The organism is Paraflavitalea sp. (genome assembly GCF_059502485.1).
Genome location: NZ_JCACET010000010.1, coordinates 307060 through 329150, shown reverse-complemented (window position 1 = coordinate 329150; position 22091 = coordinate 307060). Strand labels below are relative to the sequence as shown.

Here is a 22091-nt window from a genome sequence, read left to right as displayed (position 1 = left end):
GTTGCAGAGAGTGTGCAACTTATTCTGTACGAAGATAATGCGCGTGAATATGATTGATTGAAGTACATCTATGATACAATATACAAAAAAAGCAGCAAACAATTGATCTCTATATCCTCCTAATCCAATAAATCCAACAAATCAAGGTTCAGACAAAACAGGGCTGTCCTTTTTCAGAACAGCCCTGCTTCTCGATTGCCTGCCTTAAGTTTTAACCTGCCGCTGATATAATTCCGGTCCCGGAGTGCTTGCTGCTCACACGAAGCTAACCGGGGTATTTCTTGAGTGATGCTAAACGATGATTGGTAGCGTAATCGGTAATGCAACACAAAAGTAGTGCGGTAGGGCGGGAGCTTCAATAGACAAACCACGGGAGTAGTTGTATATTTTACCAGTTCTCGCATTTTGAGGAAAGAACGCTTCAAAATGGGGCTTTATTAACCTGTTTCAGCTGCAGCTCACTGGCAGTGGATTTGTGACGACAACCAAAACATTATTCACTCAAATCATTATAATATGACAATCCAGCCACAGGAATTCCCGGTGGTGATACAGGCGTATCAGCCTTCGGGCAATGATGATCTTTTTGTTGCTGAGCAGGTTGTGTACAACCAGGCTGAAGCCGATACATTTACTTCCCGGCACACCGGCCTCCTTATCAAAGCACGGAAACCCAATGCCAGCGAATTACATACAACATCCAATTATGCACCAGTCCGTCCCCGCAAAAGAGGTGTTGGCGCAGGTTTTGTAATAGTACTATTATTGATAGCCCTGATAGTAACCGGTTTTGCTACAGGGTGGATACAGAGAAATCTTGACATATCCATATAAGAACTTAGATCCATATAGCTAAACGGAAAAGCGCTGTGCGAGGCTAGCCTGCACAGCGCTTCGGTTTTATACCCATCAGCTTAATACCCGTTCAACGTGGCATTGGCGCCAATGCCATAAAAAGCAAGCGTGGCATTGTCATCTAATACCTGCCCTTTATAAGACAGATAGTTGAGCGGAAAACCAACAATACTTTCTACACTACTCTTTACATCACCAACCGTATCACCAGGGAAAGCCAGTACCCAGATGATCGTTGTTTGCCCGTTGATCTTCAGCTTCACATAAATGTTGTTGGGATGAGGTTCCGGTTCGCCGGAAATAACAGGACCGGTAAAAGAAGTGGTAGATGCCGGAGTGGCAAAGCCCGTCATCAGCAACAGGCAGGTAGCGATTAATGGAAGTAATTTTTTCATGGAAAAGATAATTTAACCATGAATATAGTTTAAAACAGGTACTACATGCCGTTATATGATACGAACTACTGTATTCGACAGCCAAACAACACATTCAGTTAGTACAAACAGGCCAGTCCTAAAGGTTACCCCTTACAGGTAGTTGACAGAGGTGGTAATATTTCCTTAATAACTTCATGATGGTTGAATGGAAATTTATTCCGATATTAGTGACCCGGTTTTTTGCCGGCACTAAAACCTTATCTAAATGAATCGAATGCTCACCAGGCATTTGCCTGTACACTATTTTCCTGTTATACAACCGCACAGGTTCTCCATCTCAACAACAAACAACTTCTCAGCAATAAGCACCTTGGTTTGCTCACCACGGGCTACATTGGCTTGCTTATAGCTGAAGGACAATAAATATACTTTGTTCAGGCGCTTCGCAATATAGCCCGGGTAATGCGACTGCAGGGGAGGAGACTGCATGCTCTTCCGCTGATATTAACATTGCAACTGTGTCGGGAAGTAACCCTGTAACTTTTTTTAGTAAGTAGTAGTAGTGTTTGAATAGTAAAGCAGCAAATGGTGCGTAGTGGGTGTACCACTGCCACCATTTGTCTTTTAAAACCCAGGCTTCGTATCTTGCGGCCTATATGGTCAAAAAGGTATTTCAGTTTTTAGCACGTTTTGGGTTAGATTGGTTTATACTTTCGCTGATAGGCGCTATTATCCTGGCCTCACAGTTTCCCGGTCCGGGTGTTGCCGATGGACCATTCTCCATATCTTCTATTGCCAACATCGGCATTTCATTTATCTTCTTTTTCTATGGATTAAAACTTAATAAGAGTAAGCTGGTAGCTGGCCTCAGCAACTGGCGGCTCCATATCCTGGTGCAGGTAAGTACCTTTATTATATTCCCGCTGCTTATTCTTGTCCTCAGGCCATGGCTGGATAAGGGAGATACGCAGGTCCTGTGGTTGGGCACCTTCTTCCTGGCGGCCTTACCTTCTACAGTTTCTTCTTCGGTAGTAATGGTGTCGATTGCCAACGGCAATATCCCGGCAGCCATTTTCAATGCCAGTATTTCCAGCCTGATGGGCATTTTCATTACGCCGGTTTGGATGAGCGTGATCACAGGTGGCAACCACAACAATATGGACATGGGCGATATTGTACAAAAACTGTTGTTGCAGATCCTCGCGCCGGTGGTACTGGGATTATTGTTGAACCCCACGAAGCTGGGACGTATCGCAGAAAAGTACAACAAGCAATTAAAATACTTCGATCAGCTTACCATCCTCGCTATTGTATATACCGCCTTTAGCGAATCGTTCGATCAACACATGTTTAGTAACCTCGGCATAGGAGAGCTATTCCTATTGGGCGCCTGTATGGCATTACTGTTCTTCGCTGCTTATTTTCTCACGGGTTATATTGCCCGGCTCCTGCATTTTAGCCGGGAAGACAGGATCACGGCCACTTTTTGCGGTTCCAAGAAATCTCTGATACACGGCACGGTCATGGCAAAAGTGATCTTTATGAACAGCCCCCTCATGGGTATCCTCCTGCTACCCATCATGCTCTACCATGCCCTCCAGTTGATAGCCGTGAGCATCATAGCGCAGCGCATGGCCAAGAAGCACCGCCAGGCGCCATAGCTTTAACATTTTGATGGCACCAGTCCGGGAAATAAAACGGTGGCCCCTCCGTTTCAGAGCCAACCCACACCGTTAACCATGCAAAAACTGCTGCCGGGCTGTATGCTCGTCCTCTTTTTCGTAACAGCCTGTAAAGACCGGCTCAATCCGGAAGCCATCAGCGCTATTAACCATTCTTTAAACAAAGCCAATGAGATCATTATTGAGGATAATGAGGTAGTCTACCGTGCCTTGGATAAGAAAGCCAAAGATCCATGTACGAAGGCAAAGATGGAGTTATGGCATCGCAAAGCGCTTTCGGTAAAAGCATTGTCAGATGAAGTGTGCCAGTACATTATAAGCCTGAAAGAACAATTGGCTGTGATAAAAAAAGATGATGAGGCAGGTGTTCGGGTATTGTTGCGGAAAGAAGGAGATAGCTTGTGCAATAAGTTGGTCAGGTATAATAGTGTTGTTGTAAGAGCTATCAATCCGGAAGAATTAAATGATAATCCCTTCTTTAAAGCACATCTGATAAAGGATGTTGAATCTTTTAAAAAGAATATAGCAAGCCGATCAGGGATACGGACTGATAGTTTAATACAGTACCCTGCTGATAATGAGCATTGGAAAGAAATTTACTTGAATACGTCCTCATTGCAGCTCGGCATGGCTGTCCTGAATAAAATACAGCATGACGTTTTAGTGACAGAAAATGAGCTGATTACTTATATGAATAACCTGGTAGGCTGTCACATCAACTCCTACGATGTATTCCAGGCTATAGCTGTACTAAACAGCAGCTACGTCAAAGCAGGCCAGCCAATTGAGGTTACTGCAGGAGTGGGAGCTTTCAGCGCTGCGAGTAAGACGAATATCACGATTAATGGATCGGTGGTGCAACTCGATGACGATGGAACCGCAACCTATAAGCTGGCAACCAATCAGAAACCTGGTAAATACCGCGTGCCTGTCCGGATAGAATACACAAAGCAAGATGGATCAACAGATGTCATTACCAAATACCTCGAATACATCATCGCTGAATAGGTTTTATTTTTTTGAATACACTACGCCTTCTTTTGTCATTTCGAACGAAGCGATAGCGAAGTGAGAAATCTGCTTCCCCAACAAGGCAGGCCCGCTTTTTGCCGTATTTCCGGCAAATAACAAGCTATGACTACACAAGAAATTGCCAACCGCCTGGTAGAAATATGCCGGTCAGGAGAATGGGAGAAAGCCCAGCGCGAATTATATGCAGAAGATGCAGTAAGCAAAGAGCCTTACGCTACTCCCGCGTTTGAAAAAGAAACCAAAGGCCTGCAAGCCATCTTCGATAAAGGCAGGAAGTTCGATTCCATGATCGATACGCTGCATAGTCTCTCCGTTTCCGATCCTATCGTAGCGGAAAATTCTTTCGCCTGCATTCTCGACATGGACATCACCATGAAACAACAGGGACGTATGCACATGAAAGAATTGTGCATTTACAAAGTAAAAGATGGTAAGATCATTGAAGAAGAGTTCGTTATGTAACGTCCTCACACTTCTTCCTTCGACAATACCCTGTTGGCCACTTTGCCAATGGTGAGCCCCTGCACGATGATAGAGAAGACCACCACAAAGTAAGTAATGGCCAGAATGGCCTGTTTGTGTGGGCCATTGTCGATCGACAACGCCAGCGCGATGGATACGCCACCGCGTAGGCCTCCCCATACCAGTATCTTAATGGTGCCGCTGCTGAACTTATTCCGGAAGGGAATAAGCTTAACGGGTATCCAGATAGAGATATAGCGGGCCAGCAATACTACCAGGATCGCTATACAGCCCATGACCCAGTAATGATTGAGGTCGGGGATCAGCAACAATTCAAAACCTATGAAGAGGAATAGGATCGCGTTCATGATCTCATCGATCAGCTCCCAGAATTTATTGAGGTAATCTTTCGTGGTGGGCGACATGGCTGTTCGTTTGCCATAATTCCCGATCACGATGCCCGCAGCCACCATGGTCAGCGGCCCCGACATATGGAGCGTATGAGCAATGAGATAACCACCCATCACGACGGACAAAGTAATCAGTACTGTTACATTATAGTCGTCGATCTTGCGAATAGCATTGGAAGCGCCCCATCCAAGCAAAGTACCCAGCATAAAACCGCCCACGGCTTCCTTCACCAATAACCAGCTTACATTGCCCAGCGAAAGATCGATCTCACTGCCCTGCGCCAGCTGCAGGATCACAGAAAAGACAACTACCGCCACGCCATCATTGAAGAGTGATTCTCCGGCTACTTTGGTTTCCAGCGACTTTCTCACATTGGCTTTCTTAAGTATGCCCAATACAGCAATAGGGTCTGTAGGTGATATAAGAGAGCCAAAGAGCAGGCAATACAGGAAAGGCAGGTCTATGTGAGAAAGATGGAAAACGTAGTACAGGATACCCCCAATAGCGAAGGTGGAGATCAGCACACTGATAGTAGAGAATACAATGATCGGCGCTTTTTGCTCATTGAGTGCGCGCAAATTGATATGGATAGCGCCCGCAAAAAGCAGGAAGTTGAGCATAGCACCCATCAGCACCTCGGTAAAGTCCACATCCATGAGCAGCGTGGAAAAGTGCGTAAAGAATTTAGGAAACAAGCTGCCACCAATTACCAACAGGATCGAAGAGATCATGGCAATGATCATGACGCCGATGGTAGAAGGCAGCTTTAACACCCGCAGGTTGATGTAAGAGAAAAAAGAAGCCAGTACGATCAATACAGAAAAGGAATAATACAGTTCCATAAGCACACACAATTAACAATTAAGGTGGGCCTTCCCGCAATACTGCGGGACCGTCTGGCGTGGTAGCGCTGGCGGGAGGCTCACCTTTAATTCAGTGAACTAAGCACACAGGGTGATAAATGCCGCAAAAGTAGCTTGCGGCATTCTAAGAGAACCTTAGAATTAGATTAGAATTGAGTTAAGGAGTCATGCCCGGAAATTCCTGCAATAACTTTTCCAGTTTGGTTACGATATCGGGATTATTGCTGGCAATGTTATGATTCTCACCGGGATCTGCTTCCATATCAAACAGCTCTGTTAATTTCTCTGCACCTGTGCCGGTAATGCGCAATTTCCACTTTCCATCCCGTACCGCCTGCGCCTGGTTATGCACATAATAAATGGGGCGATGGGAGAGATGTGCCTGCTTGCCCGATAACAAGGGCATAACAGATTGTCCGTCGAGCGTCCTGCCTGCAGGCAATGGTAAGTTCAGCCAATTGGCGAGACTGGGCAATATATCCAGTGATGAAACAGGATCAGTGATAGTTTGATTAATAGGGCTGTGGCCTTTCCAGTAGAAAATGAAAGGCACACGATGACCGCCTTCATAAGTATTGGCTTTCTGTCCCCTGAAGATACCGGTGGTGCCTACATGCCAGGGCTTGGTATAGCCATCGGCGATCATCCTGTCCGGGAAACCTATCCAGGGACCATTATCACTGGTGAAGATGAAGATCGTATTATCGGCCATACCTTTTGCTTCCAGCGCCTGCCAGATGCGTTGCAGGCTTTCATCCAGTTGCTCCACCACGTCGCCATACAATCCACCGGCTGAGTGACCTTGCCATTTGGCTGGCACAGCTAATGGCAGGTGAGGCATGTTTTGCGCGAGGTATAAAAAGAAGGGTTGTTGCTTCGATTGTGATTGGATATACTTGATGGCCTCTTGTGCATACAGGTCAGTGAGTATAGTATCTGCCGGACGTACAATCGCAGTTGTACGATTACGGAATATCTTCATCACGGTATCTGTCTTTACATAGGGATGCCTGTAATCATGACTATACAAAGTGCCGAAGAATTGATCGAAACCCTGTGCAGTAGGATGATAATACGATTTGGTGTCACCAAGGTGCCATTTGCCGATCAAAGCAGTGCGATAGCCTGCTTGCTTTAGCATTTCAGCGATGGTCATTTCTTCATCAGGCAATCCATTGGGCGCACCCGGTCCGAGTGGCACGGGGATTTTCATGCGCGTGGCATAGCGGCCGGTAAGTAAAGATGCGCGCGAAGGTGAACAGGTAGGAGAAGGGACAAGAAAGTTAGTGGCTTTGATACCCTTGGTAGCCATCTTATCGAGGAAAGGTGTTTTGATCAAAGGACTGCCAAAGCAGCTCAGGTCACTATAACCCATATCGTCGGCAAACACAAGAATAATATTGGGACGTTGTTGTGCAAACAGCATGCTTTGGAGCAACAGTAAACCTGAAACCAGGATCATTTTCATCTTCATGCCGCAATATAAAAACTTACCACGCTATGTGCAGAGAAATGTTGCCAACTTCCTGGCGGGAGAATCCTTTGAAGAGTGCAGAGGAACTTTTTTGAGTGAAGGAGATGCCGACATTGCCTTTGGAAAGCACAGCGCCAAAATCTAAACGGGTGATCACACGCTGTTTTTCCTGTTCGGCAAATTCACGTTGCACTTCATAACCATCATCCGGTAGCTTGGCGTTGTGGTTGAATACGCCTCCTTCCAGTAAGGCATTCCTGATGATAAACTCTGCTCCAGGTTGTATAGTGAAATAAAACTGCCAACGGTTGGTGTGGCTTTTATCAGTAGAGAATTGTTGAATAAAACCATTAAAGAAAGGATTCATCCTGCCGAGGCGGATGGTGGCGTAAGCAGCGGCGCCATTCAGCATAGTGCCGGCATATACTTGTCCGCTGCCAATAACCTCGGCCCATTGTCTGTGTTGCCAAAGCTGTTTGCTGATCGTCAGGTTGTAATTGAGCAACAGGTCGGCAGGCTTCTGGTAATCCCATCCCCGTGGTTGTTGAGCACCGATGATGCGGTGCATGAGTTTTTGTGTTTCCTCTCCAAGGGCAGGAGGGCCCATCACGCCCAATACCAGTTCCGATTGTAGGGACAGCTTTTTGACGGGGTTGGCTGAGTGTAAGCTACGGGTGGCAAACAAGGCGCCAACATAAGGATAATCTGCCGGGTCCGGCCGGCGGCGGACAATATTGTCGGGCGTTATCATTACCTGCATCACTCCCCAGCCGTGTGTGTTGATGCTGTTGGGGCCTGCGGCGGGTAACAACTTGCTGAGAAAAGACCTTTTTTGTTGTTGCCAGAAGAAATCGAGGCGGGTGCCGTTGGTGTAGCCTTTGTCGCTACCTATGTCGTAAAGGTTGATGGCGTCATTGTCCTCATATATGCGAATCATGTGTCTGTTGCCCCCAGGTTCCTGGGCAAAGACCGTTCTACATGGCAAGCCTATGAGGCAGACAATTAAACACCAGCAACTTCCCTTCTTCATGCTATAAACATAAGTACATTAAAAACCAGGCGTTTCGACGCTGTTTTTCAAAGGTGTAGGCTTACAACGGTTTTTAGACTGATTTTGTTTTTATATTTCTATGAAGTTCCCGGTTTTATTTGGGGTAGCCTATAAAAGACCACCTGAATTGTCATTATTGGTCAATGAAAAGGCCGCCCAGGCGGGCGGCCGTAAACCTTGGTACACCTTTCTTACTTATTTAGACAATGTCTCAAATTCTTTATCAGTCAGTACGATGTCGGCGCCATCCAGGTTTTCCTGTAAATGGTTCAGTGAACTGGTGCCGGGAATCAGCAGAATGTTGTCGGCGCGTTTCAACAACCAGGCCAGCGCTATTTGTGCGGTGGTGGCATTGTGAGCGGCAGCTATCGCATTGATCTTGCCGGCCAGCGCTTCAGGGCCTGATGCCAGTGGGTACCAGGGAATGAATGCCATATTACGCTCGATGGTGTAATCCAATACATCTTCCCATTTGCGGTTGCCCAGGTTGTACAGGTTTTGGACCGATACGATGGGAACCACTTTCTCTGCTCTTTGTATTTGTTCTACAGTTACTTCCGACAATCCCACATGGCGGATCTTGCCGGCTTTTACAGCTTCCACCACAGGCGCCAGTGTTTCTTCAACCGGTACATTGGGGTCGAAACGGTGCAGCTGCCAGAGATCGATGGTGTCCACTTTCAGCCTTTTTAAGCTGCCCTCGATGTTTTCGCGGATGAAGGCCGGGCTGCCATCAGGAACCCATTGTCCGGGGCCGGGTCGGCTAAAACCGCCCTTCGTGGCTATGACAAGTCCCTTCTTGTAGGGGTGTAATGCGTCAGCGATCAGCGATTCGTTGTACTGGGGACCATACGCCTCGGCAGTGTCGATGAAGTTCACACCGCCTGCCACGGCTGCCTGCAGCACCTTGATCGCCCCGGCGCGGTCTCTGGCGTCTCCCCAAACGCCTGTGCCTGTCAGTTGCATGCCGCCATAACCCAATCGGTTGATGGTAAGATCGCCGCCCAGTTGCCATGTCAGTGGAATGGCTTGTGTAGTATTTGCGCTCATAGTAGTATGATTTAAGTGAGAGTGTTTATAAAACAACAGCCTTTTACAGGAATATGTTCAGACGGGGGCTAACACAATTCAAAGCAATTCTTACAAAATTCAAACAATAGGTCCTGGATCGGGCTGGTCAGGGAAGGTTGTCCGGTGGCCTGCTGCTGTCACGAATGGTGACTTGCATACCATGTACGACAGCTTATTGCAGATGAGCAACAAGTCGCATATCACCCTAATCGCAGGATGATAGTTATATAAATCACGTGCAGGCACATTGGATGTTATCATGTATCAGAAATTTTATACACACGCGTAGATAAGTAATAGTTCGTGTGTTGATTTTCGTTAAATTGAATATTCGTTTTTGTTAACCTTAAATTTTTATCAGTATGAAACAAAATGAACTGAAGAGTCCATTCTTCGCTCAGTTCCTGGAGTCACAGCAAACCAAAGTGCAACAGCCAGGCGAAGCAAACCTGCTGGTATGGCCTCCTGTATCGCTGCCCATTATGGACTACGATCAAACGCACAAGTACCCTTCTGATGGTGATGATGATCTGCCAACACATTAATTGGACACAACCGGGTATAGCCGGTTAAACATTACTTCATTATTTAAACGGTACTATTATGCAACAACAAGATGCAGGAAAGAAACCATTCTTTGCGCAGTTCCTCGAAATGCAGCAACGTACACAGGAAGCTACCGGGCAGTTTGCCGGGGATAGTCCTTTTCCTGAGATCACCAAGCCTATTCTGGATATGGAGCACACGCTGAAGTATCCTTCAGATGGTGATGAGGTGTAGATTTTCCTATTATCTATTTAATTTCTTCAAAGCAAACAAGCAATAGTCATCCGGCTATTGCTTGTTTTTACTATTGCCATGGTCTTGTGCATTACCCATTCCAATGACTTTTATACCATCGATATCGTTCAGCAGCATCTTGAAAAGATGGGTGTCCCTTCTTATCGTTTAAATACTGATGAGTTTGCTACAGGCTATAAACTCCATTATTCTCTGCAGCAATATGGCTTATCGGGCAATGGACACACCATTACCGATACGCAGATATCCGCCGTATGGTACCGGAAGTTGTGGGAGATGAAAACACCTGACGATCTTGATCCGGCATATCAATCCGTCTTTATCCGTGAGTATAAAACATTCCGGGACCTCTTTCTGCATGCATTGCAACGGGTGCCGTGGATGAATCCTCTGCAGGCCGATCATGCGGTGTGCAACGATAAGCTGCAACAGTTGCGCGTGGCCTATGCGGTAGGGCTTACAGTGCCGGCCAGCATTTTTACTAATGATGCAGCTGCGATTCGTGAATTCTTCACGCACTGTAAAGGAGAGGTAGTGATGAAGCTGCACAATGCTTTATCCAAAACCATGAAAGGCGATGGTGCTTTTTTCCCTACTACACGGTTGACGGCCGGCATGCTTGAGCAGCTGGACCTGCTGGCTTATTGTCCCATGATCTTTCAGGAGTACATTCCCAAGGCATATGAGCTACGCATCGCCTATATAGACGGCGTTTGTTTTGCAGGTAAGATACCGCACACGGAAGGGACAGCGCCTACCGACTGGCGCGCCCAAACAGGTGGACCGGTACAATGGCAGTTGTATGAATTACCGGCAGCAGTACAACAGAAACTCCATCAACTAATGAAGGGATTGGGCCTTCTTTTCGGCGCCATCGACATGATCAGGCATAACAATGGCGATTATGTTTTCCTTGAAGTGAACCCGCAGGGAGAATGGGGGATGCTGCAAAAATACCTGGGTTATCCTATTGGAGAAACCATTGCTGAAAAACTGATAACACGTATTAAAAATGGCTAAACAAAAGATATTGATTGTTACACATAGTGCTGATAATACCAGCACCCAAATTGTTATTGATAATATTGTAAAAGCTGGAGGTGTGGCTGTCCGGTTCGATGTGGATCGTTATCCGCTGGAAGCCTCCCTTTCCACTTCATTTGAAAAGGGGCGCTGGCGTATTCTGCTGGATACAGGCAGTGGCATCCATGACCTCGAAGATGTGACCGCTGTCTGGTACCGCAGGAGTTATAACCTGGGTAAAGGATTGCAAACGGTGATCGACCCTGAATACCTGCCAGCCACCATTGGTGAAGTGAAGCGTACATTGATGGGCATGCTCGAAGGATTGAATTGCTTTCAGTTGGCCCGTAACAGCGTTTACCGTCGGCTCGATAGCAAAGAAGAACAACTAAAAGTGGCTGTACGCAATGGGTTACTGATTCCCGATACTTGCATCAGTAACGATCCTGCGGTAGTAGGCCGGTTTATAGAAGAGCAGGGGGGCAGTGTGATCAGTAAAATGCAAAGCTCCTTTGCTGTGTACCGCGAAGCGGAAGAACATGTGGTGTTTACAAATGCCGTCACCACCGGTCATTTGCAGGAATTGGATACGCTACGTTATTGCCCCATGGTATTTCAACAGCAGGTGGAGAAGAAGCTGGAGTTGCGGGTAACGATCGTAGGACAGGAAGTGTTTGCTTTCAGTATCGATTCACAACGCATAGATAATGCCCGGGTAGATTGGCGCAAGGAAGGCGCCAACATGGTGCACGACTGGCAGCTTTATCAATTACCAGGTGACGTAAAGGAAAATCTGTTGTCCTTCATGGATGAATATGGCCTCAATTACGGCGCCATCGACCTGATCCTTACACCAGATGATCAATATTATTTCCTCGAAGTAAATGCCGCCGGAGAGTTCTTCTGGCTCGACCGCCTCTGCGATCACGCCATTTCCCGGCAAATAGCTGCTGTGTTAATGGGAGCGGCGCCACGTAGGGAAGGTTAGCAAAGAAAAGGTTAATTTACGGTACGTTTCATTCAATAGCCACCCCAGGATGGCAGTGGCTCACGTACTTTCTTTTAACCTAAACAAACAACAATTATGAAAAAATTCTTCAAGGTCCTTGGGATAATCATTTTGGTATTGATCATTATTGTGTTGGTGGCGGGTTTGATTGCGCCCAGGAAGTATCATCTTGAAAGAGAGATTACCATCAATGCACCGCGCGAAAAAGTGTGGCCGCAGGTGAGCTCGCTGGTCAATATGAATAAATGGAGCCCTTTTGCAGAACAAGATCCCAATATAAAAGTAAGTTTTGAAGGGCAGGACGGAACAGTAGGTTCCGGCTATAAATGGGAAAGCGAAAAGGTAGGTGCCGGTGAACAAAAGATCACCAAACTCGATCAACCCAACAGGGCAGATTCCCATCTTCATTTTATTAAACCTTTCGAAGGAGAAGCCGAAGCTTTTATTGACCTGAAAGAAGCAGGTAGCGCTACTAAAGTTACCTGGGGATTCAGCACTGAATACGCTTACCCAATGAATGCCATGTTGCTGGTGATGAACATGGACAAAGTCATGGGTGAGACTTTTGACAAAGGACTGTCCAATCTTAAACGCACTGTCGAATCTAATTAATAGCAGGTAGCCCTGGCATTTATCTTGCAGCAACTGCTGAAAGCAGTATTGTTATGCAGGAAAATGATCTCTTTCCGGGTAATCCGATCATCAGGCACAAATACACAGCCGATCCTACGGTGATCACTTATCGTGATACGGTATACCTGTATACAGGTCATGATGAGGCGCCTCCCGGTGAAGAACGTTATGTGATGAATGATTGGCTTTGCTTTTCTTCTGATAATATGATTACCTGGAAGGAGCATCCTGTTTCGCTGAAAGCTACCAGCTTTGCCTGGGCCAGTGGCGATGCCTATGCTTCCAAAGTAATACATCACAACGGTCGATTTTATTGGTTTGTCGCTGTATCACACGCCACGATAAAAGGCAAGGCCATCGGGGTAGCTGTTTCTGATCATCCTACTGGTCCATTTGTTGATGCAAAAGGGAAAGCCCTGATCACTCAACACATGGTGCCCGACCCCCATATTGAAAAAGTTAATCTCGACCCTACGGTATTGATCGATGATGATGGTTCTGCACACATTTTCTGGGGTAATAGTGTTTGTTATTATGCTACATTAAAACCCAATCTGCTGGAGCTGGATTCTCCTGTACAACGTATCTCCCTGCCAGGGTTTGCAGAAGGCGCCCATATTCACAAGCGCAATGGATGGTATTACCTGTCTTATGGTTATGGTTTCCCGGAAAAGGTAGCTTATGCCATGAGCAGAAGCATTCATGGTCCCTGGACTTTTAAAGGCATCCTCAATGAAATTGCCGGTAACTGTCAAACCAACCGGCCGGCAATCCTCGACTTCAAAGGACAATCTTATTTCTTCTACCACAATGGCGCACTCAGGGAGGGCGGCAGCCACCGGCGCTCTGTATGCGTCGATCATTTATACTACAACGACGACGACACTATCAAACGCGTGATCATGACCTCGGAAGGTGCGCTTGGTGAATAGAAGGTTACCTGATCGTAGAGAAGGAGAGCGGTTTCATCATGATCGATTCCACTTTCTCCACGATCTTGCCATCTTTCTCAGAGGCGTCGCGGGCGGCTATCCACACGAGGTCAGCGCGGAAGGTTTCGAAGGACTTTTTCCCTGCCTCTTCACTTTTGTGGGCCAGTATGTAAACCAACTTAGACTGAGCAGTATCCGTTGCCACAGTGGTCCAATAAGCAATATTGGTCATGCCGTGCTTTTCAAACAGCTTTTGGGTATGGTCCCTGAACCGGGCAATCAGGTTTGGCAATTTGCCGGGCAGACAGGTATAAGTGCGTAACTCGAAGGTGCGGTCAGCGCCCTGGCGTGATGCTTTGATGATAGGGGAGATGCTGGCAGCATTCATAAACACAGAGGTGATTTTCGCAATGATCTTACCATTCTCTTCCGATTTAGCGGCCACCTGTTTCCATTCCGGGTCGTTGACAAAGTTTTTCCAGGAACTGTCGCGGGCTGCTTTGTTGGGGAAGGCCAGCACGTAATACAGGGCACTGTCGGGATTATTGATGGGCAGCCAGTAGCCGATATTGGTCATGCCATGCTTTTCAAAAATACGGGTGGTGTGATTGGTGAAGCGCTCAACCAGGGTATTTAGCTTACCCGGATTGCAGTAGTATATGCGCAATTCAAAATAACGGGTATCAGCCTGTTGGGCAAAGGATAGCTGAATGAACAGCAGCATGGGTATAAGGCAACGCAATGTTTTCATACAGATAAAGCTACAATACTGCAGGAAATTTTGTACAAGAATTATTGACATTGCCTGATCAACTCTACTACTTCCTCTCCATACGTTTCTGTAAACCCGTACCTGAGCGCCAACTGAAACTGTTCCAGCGCAAGCGGTTTGTTGCCCTGGTCCAGGTATATCCTTCCTTTGAACATGTATGCATAGGAGTTGCCTTTGTCCAACTCCAGCGATTGATCGATCAGAGTGAATGCTTCTGCTGTTTGTCCCAGCTTGTGCTTGACAAAGCCAAGGTTATCATATGGATAAGCAAAGGAAGGGTTGGCCTGAATGGCTTTTTCGTAATAAGGTACTGCTTCTGTATACCTGCCTTGACGGTAAAGATTAAATCCCATACTGTTCAGCAACTCATCGTTGTCGGGCTCTTTAGTGAGTGACTTTTGCAGGATTTCTTCCACTTTCTGGTATTCGCCAATCTCGTCATACATAAAGGATAGCCACAGGTAATTGGAAGCATGAGGATAGAATTCAATGATTTCAAGAAAGAGGTTAATAGCCTTATGGTAGTCTCTTTTCTTTAACCAACAATTGATCAGTAAAAACTTAAAACCGCTGAATCCCGGGTTTATTGCAAGGCCTGTGTGGCAGGTGGCAATGCACTCCTCATATTGTTGGTAATGGTATAAGTCATCTGCATGCTTGTGGATCTTGTTCGTCTGCTCCTGCATAGTGGGAGCCAGGTCAAAGAGCCGGGCGAGGAAGGAAGGCTTACGGAGTTGCTGCCATGGTATGGTAAGCGGCTGTTTAGGCAACCCGTCGGCAATGTCCTCATAAATAATCCCTGCTTTTTTTATCTTTTGCGATACCTCATTGTCGTAGCTGAGCATGGCCATTAACAGGTGTACGGAATCGACGGAGTGGCTTTTCCCCTGTTGCTGGGCTATATGTACTGTATGGCTTACAATCCTTTCCATGCGCAATGTCAGTGCTATGGTGTCTTCCATTGTTTTACTTCCGGTAGCCGGATATTGCTTTTGCAGCCAGTCAAGGCATTCGGCCGGGTCCAGGGCCGTCAGGCGTTTTTGGGCCAGGCAGGGGACATGGAGCATGGCCACAAAGCAGTGGTCATAATGGATGAAATCATGCTTACACCTGATAGCCAGCACTCTCGATTCAGCCCAGACCTGATTCAGGTCGGGATTATCCAGGTTGTTCATTGGTGAAAATCTGACGTTTAGGGTCTAAATTATTGAGTTACATTTGCATAAGGAACTTAAATATAATAAAGCTGCTGGAATATCCTATTAGCAGTGACTAATGAAATGGGGTGGAAAGCATCTGCCGGGTTGTCAGATAATTTTAATTGTTTTATGATTTAGGTTAGAAAAAAGGGGAGTAAAAACCTGATTATCCGGATATATTTTAAGAAATTCGCAATTCTCTTTTAAATTATACAAAATGAGTACGACGTCTGCTACGCTGTTCGACAAAGTATGGGATGCCCATGTGGTCAGGAAAATTGACGACGGCCCCGATGTGTTTTTTATCGATCGCCATTTTATTCACGAAGTGACGAGCCCGGTGGCCTTCCTCGGCCTGGAAAGCCGGGGACTGAAAGTGATCTTCCCGGAAAAGACTTTCGCTACTGCCGACCACAATACGCCTACCATCAACCAGCACCTGCCGGTGCAGGATCCGCTTTCTGCCAACCAGCTGAAAGCGCTGGAGACCAACTCCGCCAAATATGGTATTTCTCACTGGGGGCTCAACAACCCCAAGAATGGTATTGTGCACGTAGTAGGTCCGGAAAATGGTATTACCCTGCCGGGTATGACCATCGTGTGCGGTGATTCACATACTTCTACGCATGGCGCTTTTGGCGCTATCGCCTTCGGTATCGGTACGTCGGAAGTGGAAATGGTGCTTTCTTCTCAGTGCATCATGCAGCCCAAGCCTAAGAAAATGCGCCTCAATGTGCATGGTAAACTGGGCAAAGGCATTACGCCGAAAGATGTTGTGCTCTATATTATTTCCAAACTCACGGCTGCCGGCGCTACTGGCTACTTTGTAGAGTTTGCCGGTGAGGTGTTTGAGAATATGACCATGGAAGGCCGGATGACGGTTTGTAACATGAGCATCGAGATGGGCGCCCGTGGTGGTATGATCGCTCCCGACGAAACTACTTTTGCTTATATCAAGGGCCGTGAAAAGGCCCCCAAAGGTGAAGCCTGGGATAAAGCACTGGCTTACTGGAAGACGTTGAAAACTGAACCTGGTGCTACATTCGACGCAGAGCATAATTTCCAGGCCGCCGATATCGAGCCTATGATTACCTATGGTACCAACCCTGGTATGGGCATGGGTATCACCAAACATATCCCTACTGCCAAAGAAATTGGTGGCAGCAAAGCCAGCTATGATAAGTCACTCGACTATATGGGCTTCCATGAAGACGAGGCCATGCTGGGTAAAAAGGTGGATTATGTATTCATCGGCAGTTGCACCAACGGCCGTATTGAAGACTTCCGCGCTTTTGCCTCTGTAGTAAAAGGCCGTAAGAAAGCTGATCACATTACTGCGTGGATCGTGCCCGGTTCTCATATCGTAGAACAGCAGATCAAAGAAGAAGGTATCCTCGATATCCTTACTGAAGCAGGTTTCCAATTGCGTCAGCCCGGCTGCTCTGCTTGTCTGGCTATGAACGACGACAAGATCCCTGCCGGTAAATATGCCGTGAGCACCAGCAACCGCAACTTCGAAGGAAGACAAGGCCCTGGCGCAAGAACACTGCTGGCAAGTCCGCTGGTAGCTGCTGCTGCCGCCGTAACGGGCGTAGTAACAGATCCGCGGGAGTTGATTTAGGTATTGGTGTTTTGCCAACAGCTAAAGCCTAACAGCTAATAGCTTCAAAACAATTATTAATTATTACAACCATCATCTAAAAATGGCTTACGATAAATTCACGGTATTGAAGAGTTCAGCGGTTCCCATGCCCATCGAGAATGTGGACACTGACCAGATCATCCCTGCCCGTTTCTTAAAGGCTACTGAACGGAAAGGTTTCGGTGATAACCTGTTTCGCGACTGGCGCTTCAATGGCGACGATACACCCAAGCAGGATTTTGTATTGAACAACCCTATTTACTCCGGTAAGATACTGGTGGGCGGCCGCAACTTTGGTAGCGGTAGCAGCCGTGAGCACGCTGCCTGGGCTATTTACGATTACGGTTTCCGTTGTGTGGTATCCAGTTTCTTTGCAGATATCTTCAAGAACAACTCTTTGAACATCGGTATCCTCCCTGTAACCGTAAGTCCTGCCTTCCTGGACAAGATCTTTAAGGGTATCGAGGCTGATCCCAATGCGCAGCTGGAAGTGAACCTGCCTGAACAAACCATTACCATCCTCGCCACCGGCGAGAAGGAATCTTTCGATATCAATGGTTACAAGAAGCACAATATGATGAATGGGTATGATGATATTGATTATCTGCAATCCTTGAAAACCGAAATTCAATCTTTTGCTGCTAAAAGCATGTATTAAACAGCCCTAACGATTTTATGTCTTCTGCCCCGCGTTATCTCGAGATAATGGATACAACGCTCCGTGATGGTGAGCAAACCAGCGGTGTATCTTTTTCTGCTTCTGAGAAGCTGACGATTGCCCAGCTACTATTGACTGATGTAAAAGTGGACAGGATCGAGATCGCTTCTGCCCGCGTTTCCGATGGTGAATTTGCCGCGGTAAAGGCCATTACCAAATGGGCCAAAGCCAATGGCTTCCTCAATAAAGTAGAAGTGCTCACTTTTGTGGATGGCGATGTGTCTGTTCAATGGATGCAAAAAGCCGGCGCCAAAGTGATGAACCTGCTCACCAAGGGTTCGCTCAATCACCTCACACACCAGTTGAAGAAAAAGCCTGAGCAGCACTTCGCAGAAATAGCTGCGGTCATTGCGCTGGCAAAGAAGAAGGGGCTGGAATGTAATGTGTACCTCGAAGATTGGAGTAATGGTATGCGGCATTCCAGAGAGTATGTGTTCCAGTATCTTGACTTCATCACTACACAGCCCGTAAAACGGGTCATGTTGCCCGATACATTGGGGGTACTCATTCCTTCTGAAGTGTATGAGTTCATCTCCTCCATTGTAGAACGGTATCCTGATACGCATTTCGATTTCCACGCGCACAATGATTATGACCTTGGTACAGCCAACGTGCTGGAAGGTGTAAAGGCAGGCGCTCATGGCATTCACCTTACCATCAATGGTATGGGCGAGCGGGCAGGTAATGCACCGCTGGCCAGTGCTATCGCCGTGCTGAATGATTTTATGCCCGAGGTTAAAACGGCCGTAACAGAGAAGTCTTTGTATACGGTCAGTAAACTGGTGGAATCGTTTTCCGGTTTCCGCATTCCGGTGAACAAACCGGTAGTAGGGGAGAATGTGTTTACGCAAACAGCAGGCATCCATGCGGATGGCGACAAGAAAAACAAATTATACTTCAGCGACCTGATGCCTGAGCGTTTCGGTCGTCAACGTAAATATGCACTGGGCAAAACCAGTGGAAAGGCCAATATCGAGAATAACCTGCATCAGCTGGGTATTCAGTTGGCCGACCCTGACCTGAAGAAAGTAACGCAGCGCATCATCGAGCTGGGCGATCGCAAGGAAGTGGTAACGCAGGCCGACCTGCCTTATATCATTGCCGACGTGTTGAACAGCAACGCAATCGAGGAGAAAGTGATCATCGAGAACTATGTGCTGACGCACTCCAAAAACCTCAATCCTTCTGTGACGTTACGTATCTCTGTAGAAGGAGAGTTGTATGAAGAGCATGCACAGGGCGATGGTCAGTATGACGCCTTTATGAATGCACTGAAAAAAGTGTACAAGAAAAGAAAGCAGGAACTGCCTTCACTGGCCGATTACGCAGTACGCATTCCGCCGGGCGGTAAGAGTGACGCCTTGTGTGAAACCATCATTACCTGGACGCATAATAACAAAGAGTTCATCACCCGCGGGCTTGATAGTGACCAGACTGTTTCTGCGATCAAAGCAACGCAGAAAATGCTAAACCTGATTTAATAGTTCACCTCATAAATATCTCTACATGGCAAATAAGCATGTTCTCATTGTTCCGGGCGATGGAATAGGACAGGAAGTTACGGCAGTTGGTAAGCAAGTATTGGATAAGATCGCTGCTAAGTTTGGACACACGTTTACGTATGATGAAGCTTTGATCGGGCACGTGGCCATTGAAGCAACCGGCAATCCTTTACCCGATGAGTCGCTGGAAAAGATGCGTAAGTCGGATGCCGTTCTCTTTGGTGCTGTTGGTCATCCTAAATATGACAACGATCCTTCTGCCAAGGTAAGACCCGAGCAAGGATTGCTGAAGATGCGCAAGGAACTGGGCCTGTATGCCAACCTGCGTCCTATCAAATTGTTTGATGAACTGCTCGGTGCTTCCAGCATCAAGCCTGAAATATTGAAAGGTGCTGATATCCTGTTCTTCCGTGAGCTGACGGGTGACATCTATTTTGGAGAGAAGGGTAGAAAGAACAATGGTGACACGGCTTATGATATTGCCGAATACAGTCGCTTTGAAGTGGAGCGCATCGCCCGCAAGGCTTTCGATGCTGCCCGCACGCGCAGAAAGAAATTATGCTCGGTAGATAAAGCCAACGTTATTGAAACTTCCAGGCTGTGGAGAGAAGTGGTACAGAAAGTGGCATTGGAATATCCTGATGTAGAAGTAGAGCACCAGTTTGTGGATGCTGCTGCTATGTTGCTCATCAAAGATCCGCGCCGTTTCGATGTGGTAGTGACCGCCAACCTGTTTGGTGATATCCTTACGGATGAAGCTTCCCAGATCGCTGGTTCTATGGGTATGCTGGCCTCTGCCTCTATTGGTGATGGTACCGGTGTTTATGAGCCGATCCACGGTTCTGCACATGATATTACCGGTAAGGGTGTTGCCAACCCGCTGGCTTCTGTATTGTCTGCAGCCTTGTTGCTGGATATCTCTTTTGGCCTGAAGGCTGAGGCTGACCTCGTGATCAGTGCGGTTGATAAAGTGCTGAAAGCTGGTTTCCGTACAAGAGACATTGCCGATTCAACTACACCTGCCGATAAGATACTGGGCACGGAAGCAATTGGCGCTGAAGTATTGAAGCATATCTGATCTCGACTTCATTGATAAAGAGAAACGCCCTCCGTTGATCAACGGAGGGCGTTTCTCTTTATATCCTGTCGCTATGTTTATTATTGTTTTACGACGAGTATATCTCTGACATCATTGTCGGTGATGAGTTTTAGGTAATAGACCCCGCGGGGGATCGTGCCGGTGTTGTCCATGCTGATCGTTTCTGTTACTTCCCGGGTAGCTTCCCAGCGCTTATAATAGACCAAAGTACCGGTCACGGTTCTCAGGTATGCCTGCAATGGTTGTTTACGCGATAGCTGTACTTTCAGCGTGAATTGGCCTCTGTTGGGGTTGGGTGTGACGATTGCAGCGTCGAAGATGTTATGCTGTTGCTTTATTTTAAACTCCTTTTCCACGGGCAGGTTGCAACTGCCAAAGTAAGGGATCATTTTGATCTTGAAAGTCCCATCATTGTTGAACCTAAGCCTGGGTGCAAACTGGTTATTGTCTACAACGATTGCGCCGGCCGGAAATTCCCACTTTACAGAATCTGGCTGGGGCAGGCATTTCTGGGTCATTTGTACCGTATCCGATACGTTCTGATTGCCTGTTATAACAAAATCGACATAAGTATTGACGCGGTTCCTTTCGGGGACCGTTACTTTGAAAGAGTCGATGCAGGTGTTGGCGTCTTTTGTTTTTAGCGTATACGTGCCGGTGGTGAGCCCTGTAAAGCTGGTGGGTGTTTGCCAGGCAGCATCATTGTTAATATTATAAGTATAAGGCGCTACACCGCCTGCGGCTTTTAAAGCGATCTGTCCATTGGTAGCTCCTATACAGATGGTGCCCGTTTCGAAAGTTGTTTTTAAGGGCTCAGGCTGAGTGATCGTTATGGTGGAATCCCTGTAGCAGCCAAGCGAATCAGCTACACGTACTGTGTAATCGCCTGCCGCGAGGGCAGGAGCTGTTGGTGTATTGGAAGGCACGCCTGTCCATGCATAAGTATAAGGTGTTGCTCTGTTGATGCCTGTTATGGTAGTAATGTAAATGAAGCCTGTCTGACTGTTGTGGCAAATTGCATCCTGTTTTAGAAAGGCGGCAATGGTAGGACCGGTACTTTTATAGGTAAGTAGCCTGGTACTAAGCCGTGTGCAGCCGTTCGCATCCCTGGTGGTGATAATATACTGGCCCCAGGGCAGGTTGTTATAGGTATTCGAACTTTGGTAATTCTCCCATACAAGGCCGGATGAGCCGGTTCTTAATATCCTGTATTCATAGGGTGCTGTTCCGCCGGAAGCTTCAATGACCAGTCTTCCTGTACTATCGTCTCTGCAAACAACATTGGTGGCGGCAACGGTAACAGCAATAGTTGGACATTGTGCCTGAGATGGTAATCTCATGAGCATGGCCAATGACAGCAATGCTAAACAAAATATTCTTCGTACACACAGGCGTGGTAGCCTAACGTAACGCTTCATAGCAGTAGTTGGTTTTGGGGCAGCGTTTATTCAGTTACTACCTGGTGTAAACGCTGTGATGAAAA

The 22091-nt window shown here is 47.0% G+C and carries 23 protein-coding genes; 14 read left to right on the top strand and 9 right to left on the bottom strand.

Annotated elements, in window-relative coordinates; genetic code table 11:
* Window positions 1-516: 516 nt before the first annotated feature.
* Window positions 517-834: a hypothetical protein gene (locus tag AC5JBY_RS18585; protein ID WP_495906137.1), complete on the top strand. Its 318-nt coding sequence runs from the start codon at window positions 517-519 to the stop codon at window positions 832-834.
* An 80-nt stretch (window positions 835-914) separates the two neighbouring features.
* Here AC5JBY_RS18585 and AC5JBY_RS18580 read toward each other — a convergent pair whose 3' ends face one another.
* On the bottom strand, window positions 915-1250 hold the full coding sequence (locus AC5JBY_RS18580) for a ubiquitin-like domain-containing protein (RefSeq protein ID WP_495906136.1): 336 nt from the start codon (window positions 1248-1250) through the stop codon (window positions 915-917).
* Between the two features lie 282 nt (window positions 1251-1532).
* Window positions 1533-1721: a hypothetical protein gene (locus AC5JBY_RS18575; protein ID WP_495906135.1), complete on the bottom strand. Its 189-nt coding sequence runs from the start codon at window positions 1719-1721 to the stop codon at window positions 1533-1535.
* 167 nt (window positions 1722-1888) lie between these two features.
* On the opposite strand from AC5JBY_RS18575, the gene AC5JBY_RS18570 reads away from it, so the two are divergent.
* The 3 genes from AC5JBY_RS18570 (at window position 1889) to AC5JBY_RS18560 (ending at window position 4408) form a co-directional block, all read left to right on the top strand.
* A complete protein-coding gene (locus AC5JBY_RS18570) occupies window positions 1889-2893 on the top strand; it encodes a bile acid:sodium symporter family protein (RefSeq protein WP_495906134.1) in 1005 nt (334 codons plus the stop codon).
* Between the two features lie 78 nt (window positions 2894-2971).
* On the top strand, window positions 2972-3922 hold the full coding sequence (locus tag AC5JBY_RS18565; RefSeq protein WP_495906133.1) for a hypothetical protein: 951 nt from the start codon (window positions 2972-2974) through the stop codon (window positions 3920-3922).
* 126 nt (window positions 3923-4048) lie between these two features.
* A complete protein-coding gene (locus AC5JBY_RS18560; protein ID WP_495906132.1) occupies window positions 4049-4408 on the top strand; it encodes a SnoaL-like domain-containing protein in 360 nt (119 codons plus the stop codon).
* 5 nt (window positions 4409-4413) lie between these two features.
* Here the strand turns inward: AC5JBY_RS18560 and AC5JBY_RS18555 are convergent, their stop codons facing one another.
* The 4 genes from AC5JBY_RS18555 to AC5JBY_RS18540 all read right to left on the bottom strand — a co-directional run bounded on the left by AC5JBY_RS18555 (window position 4414) and on the right by AC5JBY_RS18540 (window position 9257).
* Entirely contained in the window at window positions 4414-5661 is a 1248-nt protein-coding gene (locus AC5JBY_RS18555; RefSeq protein WP_495906131.1) for a cation:proton antiporter, read from the bottom strand.
* 178 nt (window positions 5662-5839) lie between these two features.
* Window positions 5840-7156, bottom strand: coding sequence for a sulfatase family protein (locus tag AC5JBY_RS18550; protein WP_495906130.1), 1317 nt, complete (start codon window positions 7154-7156; stop codon window positions 5840-5842).
* 16 nt (window positions 7157-7172) lie between these two features.
* Entirely contained in the window at window positions 7173-8186 is a 1014-nt protein-coding gene (locus tag AC5JBY_RS18545; RefSeq protein WP_495906129.1) for a lipid A deacylase LpxR family protein, read from the bottom strand.
* A gap of 216 nt (window positions 8187-8402) precedes the next feature.
* Window positions 8403-9257: an aldo/keto reductase gene (locus AC5JBY_RS18540; RefSeq protein WP_495906128.1), complete on the bottom strand. Its 855-nt coding sequence runs from the start codon at window positions 9255-9257 to the stop codon at window positions 8403-8405.
* Between the two features lie 383 nt (window positions 9258-9640).
* Between AC5JBY_RS18540 and AC5JBY_RS18535 the strand changes: the two genes are divergently transcribed.
* The 6 genes from AC5JBY_RS18535 to AC5JBY_RS18510 all read left to right on the top strand — a co-directional run bounded on the left by AC5JBY_RS18535 (window position 9641) and on the right by AC5JBY_RS18510 (window position 13676).
* A complete protein-coding gene (locus AC5JBY_RS18535; protein ID WP_495906127.1) occupies window positions 9641-9823 on the top strand; it encodes a microviridin/marinostatin family tricyclic proteinase inhibitor in 183 nt (60 codons plus the stop codon).
* A gap of 58 nt (window positions 9824-9881) precedes the next feature.
* Window positions 9882-10058, top strand: a complete 177-nt coding sequence (locus tag AC5JBY_RS18530; protein WP_495906126.1) for a microviridin/marinostatin family tricyclic proteinase inhibitor — start codon at window positions 9882-9884, stop codon at window positions 10056-10058.
* 78 nt (window positions 10059-10136) lie between these two features.
* Window positions 10137-11099 carry an MvdC/MvdD family ATP grasp protein gene (locus AC5JBY_RS18525; RefSeq protein ID WP_495906125.1) on the top strand — a complete coding sequence of 321 codons (963 nt, stop codon included), beginning with the start codon at window positions 10137-10139 and terminating at the stop codon, window positions 11097-11099.
* Window positions 11092-12090, top strand: a complete 999-nt coding sequence (locus AC5JBY_RS18520) for an MvdC/MvdD family ATP grasp protein (protein WP_495906124.1) — start codon at window positions 11092-11094, stop codon at window positions 12088-12090. Before AC5JBY_RS18525 ends, AC5JBY_RS18520 begins: the two co-directional genes overlap by 8 nt.
* 96 nt (window positions 12091-12186) lie before the next feature.
* Window positions 12187-12723 carry an SRPBCC family protein gene (locus tag AC5JBY_RS18515; RefSeq protein WP_495906123.1) on the top strand — a complete coding sequence of 179 codons (537 nt, stop codon included), beginning with the start codon at window positions 12187-12189 and terminating at the stop codon, window positions 12721-12723.
* Window positions 12724-12776: 53 nt separating this feature from the next.
* Window positions 12777-13676 (top strand): glycoside hydrolase family 43 protein, encoded by a 900-nt coding sequence (locus AC5JBY_RS18510; RefSeq protein WP_495906122.1) that lies wholly within the window; start codon window positions 12777-12779, stop codon window positions 13674-13676.
* A 4-nt stretch (window positions 13677-13680) separates the two neighbouring features.
* Here AC5JBY_RS18510 and AC5JBY_RS18505 read toward each other — a convergent pair whose 3' ends face one another.
* Both AC5JBY_RS18505 and AC5JBY_RS18500 read right to left on the bottom strand, forming a co-directional pair.
* Complete coding sequence (locus AC5JBY_RS18505; RefSeq protein ID WP_495906121.1) at window positions 13681-14427, bottom strand: NIPSNAP family protein; 747 nt, start codon at window positions 14425-14427, stop codon at window positions 13681-13683.
* Between the two features lie 41 nt (window positions 14428-14468).
* Complete coding sequence (locus tag AC5JBY_RS18500) at window positions 14469-15623, bottom strand: tetratricopeptide repeat protein (protein WP_495906120.1); 1155 nt, start codon at window positions 15621-15623, stop codon at window positions 14469-14471.
* A 241-nt stretch (window positions 15624-15864) separates the two neighbouring features.
* Between AC5JBY_RS18500 and leuC the strand changes: the two genes are divergently transcribed.
* The 4 genes from leuC (at window position 15865) to leuB (ending at window position 20587) form a co-directional block, all read left to right on the top strand.
* On the top strand, window positions 15865-17268 hold the full coding sequence (gene leuC, locus AC5JBY_RS18495; RefSeq protein ID WP_495906119.1) for a 3-isopropylmalate dehydratase large subunit: 1404 nt from the start codon (window positions 15865-15867) through the stop codon (window positions 17266-17268).
* Window positions 17269-17350: 82 nt separating this feature from the next.
* Window positions 17351-17947, top strand: coding sequence for a 3-isopropylmalate dehydratase small subunit (leuD, locus tag AC5JBY_RS18490; protein WP_495906118.1), 597 nt, complete (start codon window positions 17351-17353; stop codon window positions 17945-17947).
* A 47-nt stretch (window positions 17948-17994) separates the two neighbouring features.
* Window positions 17995-19488: a hydroxymethylglutaryl-CoA lyase-like TIM-barrel protein gene (locus AC5JBY_RS18485; RefSeq protein WP_495906117.1), complete on the top strand. Its 1494-nt coding sequence runs from the start codon at window positions 17995-17997 to the stop codon at window positions 19486-19488.
* Between the two features lie 25 nt (window positions 19489-19513).
* Complete coding sequence (gene leuB, locus AC5JBY_RS18480; RefSeq protein ID WP_495906116.1) at window positions 19514-20587, top strand: 3-isopropylmalate dehydrogenase; 1074 nt, start codon at window positions 19514-19516, stop codon at window positions 20585-20587.
* Window positions 20588-20667: 80 nt separating this feature from the next.
* Here leuB and AC5JBY_RS18475 read toward each other — a convergent pair whose 3' ends face one another.
* Complete coding sequence (locus tag AC5JBY_RS18475; protein WP_495906115.1) at window positions 20668-21948, bottom strand: SprB repeat-containing protein; 1281 nt, start codon at window positions 21946-21948, stop codon at window positions 20668-20670.
* Between the last annotated feature and the right edge of the window lie 143 nt (window positions 21949-22091).